The sequence below is a fragment of the Rhodococcus ruber genome, assembly GCF_027270735.1.
Taxonomy (GTDB): domain Bacteria; phylum Actinomycetota; class Actinomycetes; order Mycobacteriales; family Mycobacteriaceae; genus Rhodococcoides; species Rhodococcoides rubrum_A.
On sequence record NZ_JAPWIJ010000015.1, the window covers coordinates 81,983 to 92,049 of the forward strand.

Consider the following 10,067-nt stretch of genomic DNA (forward strand, 5'->3'; position numbering starts at 1 on the left):
TACCCATCATGCGCAACAAGAACAACGAAGGAGCTTGAACACCATGGCCGAACGCGTCATCCTCGCCTACTCCGGCGGACTCGACACCTCTGTCGCCATCAGCTGGATCGGGCGGGAGACCGGCAAGGAGGTCGTCGCTGTCGCCATCGATCTGGGGCAGGGCGGCGAGGATATGGACGTCGTGCGACAGCGCGCACTCGATTGCGGCGCAGTCGAATCCGTCGTTGTCGATGCCAGAAACGAGTTCGCCGACGAGTACTGCCTGCCGACGGTGCAGTCCAACGCGCTCTACATGGATCGGTATCCGCTGGTGTCTGCCATCAGCCGCCCGTTGATCGTCAAGCACCTCGTCGGGAATGCGCGGGCGCACGGCGGAACCGTTGTGGCACACGGGTGCACGGGTAAGGGCAACGATCAGGTTCGGTTCGAGGTCGGCTTCAACACGCTCGCCCCCGAGCTCGAGGTACTTGCACCTGTTCGCGACTATGCGTGGACCCGCGAGAAGGCGATCGAGTTCGCCGAAGAGAACGACATTCCGATCAACGTGACCACCAAGTCGCCGTTCTCGATCGACCAGAACGTCTGGGGTCGTGCGGTGGAAACCGGCTTCCTCGAGGATCTGTGGAACGCGCCGACCAAGGACGTCTACGACTACACCGATGATCCGACGGTCAACTTCCAGGCCCCGGATGAACTGATCGTCTCCTTCGACAAAGGTCGTCCCGTCGCGATCGACGGCCGTCCGGTCTCGGTACTCGAAGCGATTCAGGAGCTCAACACTCGGGCGGGGGCGCAGGGTGTGGGCCGCCTGGACGTCGTGGAGGATCGGCTCGTCGGCATCAAGAGTCGTGAGATCTACGAGGCACCGGGTGCCATGGTGCTCATCCGCGCGCATGAGGAGCTCGAGCACGTGACCCTCGAGCGCGAACTCGGCCGCTACAAGCGCCACACAGATCAGAAGTGGGCCGAGCTGGTGTACGACGGGCTGTGGTATTCCCCCCTCAAGGGTGCTCTCGACACGTTCGTCCAGCACACGCAGGAGCACGTGTCCGGCGACATCCGTCTGGTGCTGCACGCTGGAGGCATCATCGTCAACGGCCGTCGTAGTGGCGAGTCGCTGTACGACTTCAATCTCGCTACCTACGACGAGGGCGACACGTTCGACCAGTCCGCGGCCAAGGGATTCGTGCAGCTGCACGGCCTGTCCTCGAAGATCGCAGCGAAGCGGGACCTGGGCCTGTGACAACCTCGGACAGCGCACACGGAACCAACGAAGGTTCGCTCTGGGGCGGCAGGTTCGCATCCGGACCGGCCGCGGCGATGGCGGCTCTGAGCAAGTCGACGCACTTCGACTGGGTACTCGCGCCCTACGACATCCGAGCATCCATGGCTCATGCACGCGTGCTGAACGGTGCCGGACTGCTCACCCCGCAGGACCTCGAGACCATGCTCGGCGGTCTTCAACGTCTCGCCGACGACGTCGACTCGGGTGCCTTCGTGGCGGCCGAGACCGACGAAGACGTGCACGGCGCTCTCGAGCGCGGTCTCATCGATCGCGTCGGACCCGAGGTCGGTGGCCGGCTGCGTGCCGGCCGATCGCGAAACGACCAGGTGGCGACTTTGTTCCGGATGTGGCTGCGCGACGCGGTCCGCCGGGTCTCTGTCGGTGTTCTCGATGTGGTCGACGCCCTGGCGACTCAGGCTGCAGCGCACCCGACGGCCGTCATGCCGGGCAAGACTCATTCGCAGGCGGCGCAGCCGGTGCTGCTCGCGCATCATCTGCTCGCCCACACTCATCCGTTGCTGCGGGACGTCCAGCGGTTCGCGGACTTCGACAAGCGAGCGGCTGTGTCGCCCTACGGTTCCGGTGCGCTCGCCGGTTCGTCGCTCGGGCTGAGTCCGGAAAAGATCGCGGCCGAGCTCGGGTTCGAGTCGTCCGCCGAGAACTCGATCGACGCCACGTCCTCGCGCGATTTCGCTGCGGAGGCGGCGTTCGTACTGGCGATGACGGCGGTGGATCTGTCTCGGTTCGCCGAGGAGGTCGTCTCGTGGAGCACCCCTGAATACGGATACGTGACCCTGGCCGACGCCTGGTCGACGGGTAGTTCCATCATGCCGCAGAAGAAGAATCCCGACGTCGCAGAGCTGACCCGTGGGAAGACCGGCCGATTGATCGGAAATTTGACCGGCCTACTGGCCACTCTGAAGGCACAGCCCTTGGCGTACAACCGCGATCTTCAGGAAGACAAGGAGCCGGTGTTCGATTCGGTGGCCCAGCTGGAGCTGTTGCTTCCGGCGCTCACCGGATTGACGGCGACGCTCGAGTTCCACACCGAGCGCATGGCCGAGCTGGCACCGGCTGGATTCACACTCGCCACCGACATCGCCGAGTGGATGGTGCGACAGGGGATTGCCTTCCGGGTTGCCCACGAGGCCGCCGGAGCCTGCGTTCGGGCGGCGGAAGCGCGGGGCGTGGGTCTGGTCGATCTGACCGATGACGAACTCGCCGCCATCGATCCAGCGCTCACTCCGGATGTTCGGGAGGTGCTCACGGTGGAGGGTTCCATTTCGTCGCGTGATGCTCGCGGCGGCACCGCTGCGGTGCAGGTGGCGCATCAACTCGGTGGTGTGCGGGCGACAGCGTCGACGCTTCGTGCGTGGGCCCAGGAACCGGTGTTGCAACACTAGGCGAGCAAGGTACATCCACGCCGGTTCCCTCGAATGTGATGTGAGAAGCTTTCGTCACGTGAAGACCGATGCCGGTCGTTCCGTCGGGGCCGAACGCAGGAGTGTATTTGTGGGACTGAATGCAGACGCCGTACGTGGTCCACTGCGCCGTGCCATCGCCACGGCTCAGAACGGTCTGGAGGTCATTCGTCTGGGTGGTCTCGAAACCGAGGTGGACCCGTCGCCGTTCCGGGTGATGGACCGGGAGCCCATGTATAGGTTGCGCCGGTACTTCCCCGACGACGTGCCTGCGGACAGTCCTCCTGTGGTGCTCATTCCGCCGATGATGGTCTCCGCCGACGTCTACGACGTCACGACAGATCAGGGTGCGGCCGGAATTCTGCACGGCATGGGCTTGGATCCTTGGGTGGTCGATTTCGGTTCGCCCGATACCGAAGAGGGCGGGTGGAGCCGTACTCTCGCCGATCATGTCGTGGCGATCAGCGAGGTCGTCGACAAGGTGCACGAGCACACCGGCCGAGACGTCCACCTCGGGGGCTACTCGCAGGGCGGAATGTTCTGCTACCAGGCTGCTGCCTATCGGGGTGGACGAAACCTGGCCAGCCTCATCACGTTCGGGGCTCCCGTCGACACGTTGGCCGGGCTGCCGCTGGGAATCCCGGCCGGCGTGGCCACCCGGGGCGCAGAGTTTCTCGCCGATCACGTCTTCACCCGGCTGGCCGTCTCGGGCTGGATGGCGCGGACCGGATTTCAGCTATTGGATCCGGCGAAAACCGTCCGATCCCGCCTGGATTTCCTGAGGCAGTTGCACGACCGTGAGGCGTTGTTGCCACGCGAGCCGCAGCGACGCTTTCTGGCGATGGACGGGTGGGTGGCATGGTCCGGCCCAGCTGTGGCGGAGTTGCTGAAGCAGTTCGTCGTGCACAACCGCATGATGACCGGCGGGTTCGTCATCAAGGACAGATTGTTGACTCTGGCCGAACTGACGGTGCCGGTGCTCGCCTTCGTCGGCGAGGTCGACGACATCGGTCAACCGTTGGCCGTGCGCGGCATCCAGCGCGCCGCCCCGCGTGCCCAGGTCTTCGAAACTACCTTGCGCGCAGGCCATTTCGGATTGGTCGTCGGCAGTACCGCGGCTGCACAGACGTGGCCGACTACGGGCAACTGGATTCGGTGGCGTGAGGATCTCGGACCGAAGCCAGAGGCTGTCCGCGTGATGGAGCGCGAGGACCACAGCGATTCCGACAGCGGTGTGTCGATCACCAATCGACTGATCCACACGGCAGCCTCCATTGCCGAGGTGGGCGTCGGTGTCGGCCGCGGGCTGGCGTCGGCGGCGACCGGCGCCGTGCGCGGTACCCGCGAAATCTCTTCCGAGGCCGTGCGCACGTTGCCGCGGCTCGCGCGGCTCGGACAGATGCAGCCGCACAGTCGAGTATCGCTGGGACGCTTGATCGCCGAGCAGGGGCGCAAGTCCCCGAACGGTGAGTGTTTCCTCTTCGACGACCGCGTGCACACCTACGACGCGGTCAACGTCCGCATCGACAATGTGGTGCGCGGTCTGATCAGTGTCGGGGTACGACCGGCGTCGCGCATCGGGGTGCTGATGGAGACTCGCCCCAGTGCGTTGGCCGCCATGGCTGCACTGTCGCGGATCGGGGCAGTGCCGGTTCTGCTGCAGCCGGGCAGCGACCTGACCGCAGCGCTGCGGACGGTCGATGTCGACACTGTGATCGCAGATCCCGAGAACGTCGCGGCCGCAGTCCCGGTGACACCGAATGTTCTGGTACTCGGTGGCGGTGAGACGCGTCGACTCGAGATACCGAACGGATACGAGGTCACCGATCTCGAGGCCATCGATCCCGATGCCGTGCGCTTGCCTCAGTGGTACGAACCCGATCCGGGCCGGGCTCGTGAATTGGCCATGATCCTGTTCACGACGACCGATCGTGGCCTGGAACCCCGGTACATCACCAATCACCGCTGGGCGCTCTCCGCGTTCGGCACCGCGACCACGGCTGCGCTCGGCCCTGGAGATACCGTGTATTGCCTTGCTCCGCTGCATCATTCGGCGGGAATTCTGGTCACGATCGGTGGCGCGCTCGCGGGTGGGTCGCGGATTGCACTCTCCCGTGGCCTCGACCCCGAGCGATTCAGCGAAGAGGTCTACCGCTACGGCGTGACCGTGGTCAGTTACACGTGGACGATGATGCGGCAGATCCTCGACGACGGTCGTTTCCCAGTAGATTCCGGCCATCCGGTTCGCCTGTTCATCGGCTCCGGAATGCCGGTCGGACTGTGGCGCCGCACGCTCGCTCGGTTCAGCCCTGCTCGGGTACTCGAGTTCTACGCATCGACCGAGAACGACGTCATTCTGGCCAACGTGGCTGGATCGAAGATCGGCTCGAAAGGCCGCCCCCTGCCCGGCAGTGCCCGGGTTGCCCTCGCGGCCTACGACCCGATCACCGGCCGACTCGAAGAGGACGACGACGGTTTCGTTCGGCAGTGCCGCGACGACGAGATCGGGCTGCTCCTGGGCCGACCGAGTGGCGAGGGCGAAGCGACCAGCCATGTGATGCGCGGTGTTTTCGAGCCCACGGACGCATGGATCCCCACCGAGAATCTGTTCCGACGCGATTCCGACGGAGACTACTGGCTGATCGACCGCAAGGACACCGTCGTGCGTTCGGCGTGCGGCCCGGTCTACACCCAGCCCATCGTCGATGCTGTCGGCGATCTCGACCAGGTGGACTCGGCTGTGGTCTACGGCGTACACGTCGCCGTCGATCGTCCTCGGTCGGTTCGTGTCGACGCGGCTGCCACCGAGGTTGCTGTCTGCGCCATCTCGTTGCAACCCGAAGCAGTGATCACCGCTCGTGCGTTGACGGATACGCTCGGTGCGCTGCTGCCGGCCGAGCGTCCGGCAATCGTGCACGTAGTGTCCGAAATCCCGGTGGGTCGCGCGTATCGGCCCAATGCGACGGCCCTGAAGGAAGCTGGCATCCCGACGCCCACTGCTCGGTCGTGGTTTTACGACTCGGAGTCCAACAGTTACCGCCGTTTGACCAAAGCTGTTGTTGCCGAGCGTTTCGTGGGTCGGAGCGAGTCCACCGAAAGGTCCTCCTAGGAGGACGACTCGAAGATGAGGAGCGGAGCCTGTAGGGGACGGCTCGTTCGGTAGCGTGGTCGAGTACATCACTCCGACTCGGTCGGAGCAGAACGAAGGACACTTGTGGCAATCGATTCGACACTGCTTTCCATTCTTGCGTGCCCAGTGGACAAGGGTTCGCTGTTGCTGGTCGAGGGCGAACTGCTCTACAACCCGCGACTGCGTCGCGCATATCCGATAGAGAACGGCATCCCGGTCCTGCTCGCCGACGATGCGCGTGATGTCGACGACGCCGAGCACGAGTCGATTCTGGCTCGCGCCACCTCCTAGGCCGCTCGGTCGCTCACGGGGTTCGTCGACGTAGTGTCGCGGCTGCACCGGTCAGAGCGGCAACGGTGAACCCAACGATCACCGCGATATCAATCCCCGTGCGCGCGGTGATGCCTGGGTGACGGGATATCTCCTGCAGAGCGTCCACCAGGTAGCTCAGGGGCAGAACGTTGCTGATGGCGCTCAACCAGCTCGGCATCTGACCGCGAGGTACCAGGAGTCCGCAGAGGAACAGCTGTGGGATCACAATGACCGGCATGAACTGGACGGCTTGAAATTCGGTGCGCGCGAATGCGCTGCACAGCAGGCCGATCGCCACGCCGAGCATGGCTGCAAGCACTGCGATCGCCAGAACCCAGGCGACGGAGCCCTCGATATCGAGCCCGAGAAATCCGAACGCGACAGCGCACGCGAGCATGGCTTGTCCCACCGCGGCGAGCGAGAACGCGGTGCCGTAGCTCGCCAGCAGGTCCAGCTTGGACATCGGCGTCGTCAACAGGCGTTCGAGCGTTCCCGAGGTTCGCTCACGCTGCATCGAGATCGACGTGATCAGAAACATCACTACGAACGGCAGGATGCCGAGCATCGTGACCGCGATCCTGTCGAACAGCGACTGCCGGTTCGGTGGTGAGGGTACGTCGCGGTACAGGAAATACAACAACACCATCAGCAGGGATGGCACGAGCAGAACCATCGCAACGGATCTGTGGTCGGCTCTGAGCTGACGCAGAATTCGCCCCGTGCCCGCTGCGTAGATCCTCGCGTTCACGATTGCTGCCCCGCCGACCTGATGATGGAGAGGAATGCGCGATCGAGGTTCGTTTCGTTCGTCCGCGCGAGCAATGCGTCCGGGCTGGATTGAGCAAGCACGGCGCCGTCACGCATCAGCACGAGGCGACTGCAGTGCTCCGCCTCCTCCATCACGTGGCTCGAGACCAACACCGTCGTACCCGAGTTCGCGAGATCGGCAAAACGCGACCACAGTTCCGTGCGAAGTACGGGATCCAATCCGACGGTCGGCTCGTCGAGTACCAGCAGTTCGGGTTCTGCGACCAGCGCACTGGCCAACGAGACCCGCCCCAACTGGCCACCGGAGAGTTCGCCGGCACGCGACGCCGCGTGATCGGCGAGTCCGACTGCCTCGATTGCGTCAGCGACCTCGGCACGGCCGCGACCGTACAGCGACCCGAAATACTGCACGTTCTCACGAACAGTGAGGTCGCGGTAGACACTCGGTGACTGAGTCACATACCCGACTGTGCGGCGCAACGATGCGGAGCCGCCCGGTGATCCGAGAACTCTCACAGTTCCGCTTGTCACGATCTGAGTGCCGACGATTGCGCGAATCAACGTCGTTTTCCCGCAGCCCGAAGGGCCGAGAAGTCCGGTGATGACACCCCGAGGGATAGTCAGGGTCAGATTGCGCAGCACTGTTCGCTTGCCTCGGCGAACCGTCAGCCCTGTTACCTCGACAGCGTGTTGCCCGGTGAACGCCATGTCGGCCTCCAGACTTCATCGGATGTCGAAGTCATAGCCCCATCGGCATGTCGTGGTCAAGGGCACAGCATCATGGGACGGGTGAACGTCGCTGACTTGGAAAGCGGAGAGCCGGACGACGCAGCCCGACGCATTCTCGGGGGAACCGTCCACGCAGGCGAAGTGTCACTGCGCATCGTGGAAGTAGAGGCATACGGCGGTCCACTCGATGGTCCGTGGCCCGACCCGGCGGCGCATTCCTTCCGTGGTTCGACACCCCGCAACGAGGTGATGTTCGGTCCGGCGGGCCGGCTGTACGTGTACCTGAGTTATGGCATGCACTTGTGCATGAACGTCAGCTGCGGTCCCGACGGGACAGCCGCCGCCGTGTTGCTCCGTGCGGGTGAAGTGGTGACCGGTCATGACATCGTCGAGAGCAGGCGCGCCGGTCGCAGTCCACGGTCTCCGCGGGTGGAGGCCGGCTGGGCCCGTGGGCCGGGCAATCTCGGTCGAACCTTGGGAGTCTCGCTGGCGGAGAACGGAACGGAACTGTTCGACGCCTCGTCCGCTGTCACCCTTCAACTACTCGAACACCCGCTGCCCGAGCAGGTTGTCGCGTCCGGCCCTCGCGTCGGGGTGAGTCTGGCAGCCGATCGACCGTGGCGCTTCTGGATTCGTGGATCTTCCGCGGTATCGAGCTACAAACGCAGTCCTCGCGCTGCGGCGCCCGGTGGCCCACGGGCCTGACCGACGGGTCGATACGTCCATGCGGGAAGATCGATGTCGTGAGTGAGAACATCATCGACGAAATGACCTGGCGCGGGCTGATCGCGCAGTCCACCGATGTGGACGCGCTGAGGGAGGCGACGTCCGAGGGTCCGATCACGCTGTATTCCGGTTTCGATCCGACCGGTCCGTCGCTGCACGCAGGACATTTGGTGCCTTTGCTCGCTCTCAAGCGGTTTCAGCGGGCCGGACATCGGCCGATCATTCTCGCCGGCGGTGCGACAGGACTGATCGGTGACCCTCGCGACGTGGGGGAGCGGACCATGAATTCTCCCGAGGTCGTCACCGAGTGGGCAACGCGAATTCGAGGTCAGCTCGAGCGCTTCGTCGAGTTGGACGACGGCCCCACGGGTGCGGTCGTGGTGAACAATTTGTCGTGGACGGGCGAGCTGTCCGCTATCGATTTTCTACGCGATATCGGCAAGCATTTCTCGATCAACGTGATGCTCGCCCGCGAGACGGTCAAGAACAGGCTCGAGAGCGACGGAATGTCGTACACCGAGTTCAGCTACATGCTGTTGCAGGCCAACGACTACGTACAGCTTCGCCGGGAGTACGGCTGCAGTCTCCAGATCGGTGGCTCCGATCAGTGGGGCAACATCATTGCCGGTGTGGAACTGAACAGACGCCAGGACGCGCAGTCGGTCCATGCAATGACGGTGCCCCTTGTCACCTCCGCCGATGGAAAGAAGTTCGGCAAATCCACTGGTGGCGGAAGCCTGTGGCTCGACCCGGAGATGACGAGCCCGTATGCCTGGTACCAGTACTTCGTCAATACCGGTGATGCGGACGTCGTGAAGTACCTGCGCTGGTTCACCTTCCTGTCGAAGGAGGAGTTGGACGAACTCGAACTCGCCACCGCGGAGCGTCCGCACGCGCGCGAAGCTCAAAAACGTCTTGCCGCGGAAATGACCACCCTCGTGCACGGGGAAGAGGCGACTCGATCGGTCGAACTCGCCAGTCAGGCACTCTTCGGACGAGCAGAACTGACAGAACTCGACGAGAAGACTCTCGCCGCCGCGTTGCAGGAAGCATCTGTGGCCGACATCGAGGTCGGTGCTCCGAACACCATCGTGGATCTGCTTGTCGCCACGGGATTGAGCGAAAGCAAAGGCGCGGCCCGGCGTGCGGTGAAAGAGGGCGGCGCATCGGTCAACAACGTCAAGATTTCCGACGAGGACTGGACGCCCACCGCGCACGATCTACTGCACGGACGGTGGCTTGTGGTCCGACGTGGAAAGCGGAACTTCGCAGGCGCGCGGGTCGCTGGCTAGCTTCGCTCGTTGTCAGTGGCCGGAGTCACATCCATGTAATTTGGTTTCTACGCCCGTCAGGTGGGTAGTTGACCAGTTGCGACCAGGCTGTTCACACGATTCGCGTGTGAACGACCTGGGGATTTGACGCGTTGTTATCCGGGGCGTAACTTTGTCCAGGTCAGAGCGACACGGACGCCAGCCCAGACCGCAAGGCCTGAGCGAAGCGGAGGTCCTCCGACAACCTGGAGAGTGGAGCCGCAAGGTTCGACTTCTTCGAAGATGAGAAGCCAGTTTGACTGTGCTCGATCATCTGATCTAAGCTGGAACGGTTGCCCCGGACACCTACGAGTATCTGCTCGGTGTGGTGAATGGTGTGTGCGTGTTCTTTGAGAACTCAACAGTGTGTCGATGAATGTCAGTGC

At 63.8% G+C, this 10,067-nt stretch carries 8 protein-coding genes; 6 read left to right on the forward strand and 2 right to left on the reverse strand.

Annotated elements, in window-relative coordinates:
• The first annotated feature begins 43 nt into the window (after positions 1-43).
• The 4 genes from O4220_RS25590 to O4220_RS25605 all read left to right on the forward strand — a co-directional run bounded on the left by O4220_RS25590 (position 44) and on the right by O4220_RS25605 (position 6,127).
• On the forward strand, positions 44-1,243 hold the full coding sequence (locus O4220_RS25590) for an argininosuccinate synthase (protein WP_269608353.1): 1,200 nt from the start codon (positions 44-46) through the stop codon (positions 1,241-1,243).
• Positions 1,240-2,688, forward strand: coding sequence for an argininosuccinate lyase (gene argH, locus O4220_RS25595; protein ID WP_269608354.1), 1,449 nt, complete (start codon positions 1,240-1,242; stop codon positions 2,686-2,688). Before O4220_RS25590 ends, argH begins: the two co-directional genes overlap by 4 nt.
• A gap of 109 nt (positions 2,689-2,797) precedes the next feature.
• Positions 2,798-5,815, forward strand: coding sequence for an AMP-binding protein (locus O4220_RS25600; RefSeq protein ID WP_269608355.1), 3,018 nt, complete (start codon positions 2,798-2,800; stop codon positions 5,813-5,815).
• 105 nt (positions 5,816-5,920) lie between these two features.
• Positions 5,921-6,127, forward strand: a complete 207-nt coding sequence (locus tag O4220_RS25605; protein WP_032378947.1) for a Trm112 family protein — start codon at positions 5,921-5,923, stop codon at positions 6,125-6,127.
• 13 nt (positions 6,128-6,140) lie between these two features.
• On the opposite strand, the gene O4220_RS25610 is transcribed toward O4220_RS25605, so the two are convergent.
• Positions 6,141-6,896 carry an ABC transporter permease gene (locus O4220_RS25610; protein ID WP_269608356.1) on the reverse strand — a complete coding sequence of 252 codons (756 nt, stop codon included), beginning with the start codon at positions 6,894-6,896 and terminating at the stop codon, positions 6,141-6,143.
• Entirely contained in the window at positions 6,893-7,624 is a 732-nt protein-coding gene (locus O4220_RS25615) for an ABC transporter ATP-binding protein (protein ID WP_269608357.1), read from the reverse strand. The genes O4220_RS25610 and O4220_RS25615 overlap by 4 nt, the downstream gene beginning before the upstream one ends.
• Before the next feature lie 72 nt (positions 7,625-7,696).
• Here O4220_RS25615 and O4220_RS25620 point away from each other — a divergent pair, with 72 nt between their 5' ends.
• The gene (locus O4220_RS25620; protein ID WP_269608358.1) at positions 7,697-8,350 is read left to right on the forward strand and encodes a DNA-3-methyladenine glycosylase; all 654 of its coding nucleotides are present in this window, start codon (positions 7,697-7,699) and stop codon (positions 8,348-8,350) included.
• Between the two features lie 38 nt (positions 8,351-8,388).
• Positions 8,389-9,663 (forward strand): tyrosine--tRNA ligase, encoded by a 1,275-nt coding sequence (gene tyrS / locus O4220_RS25625; RefSeq protein WP_269608359.1) that lies wholly within the window; start codon positions 8,389-8,391, stop codon positions 9,661-9,663.
• Positions 9,664-10,067: the final 404 nt, after the last annotated feature.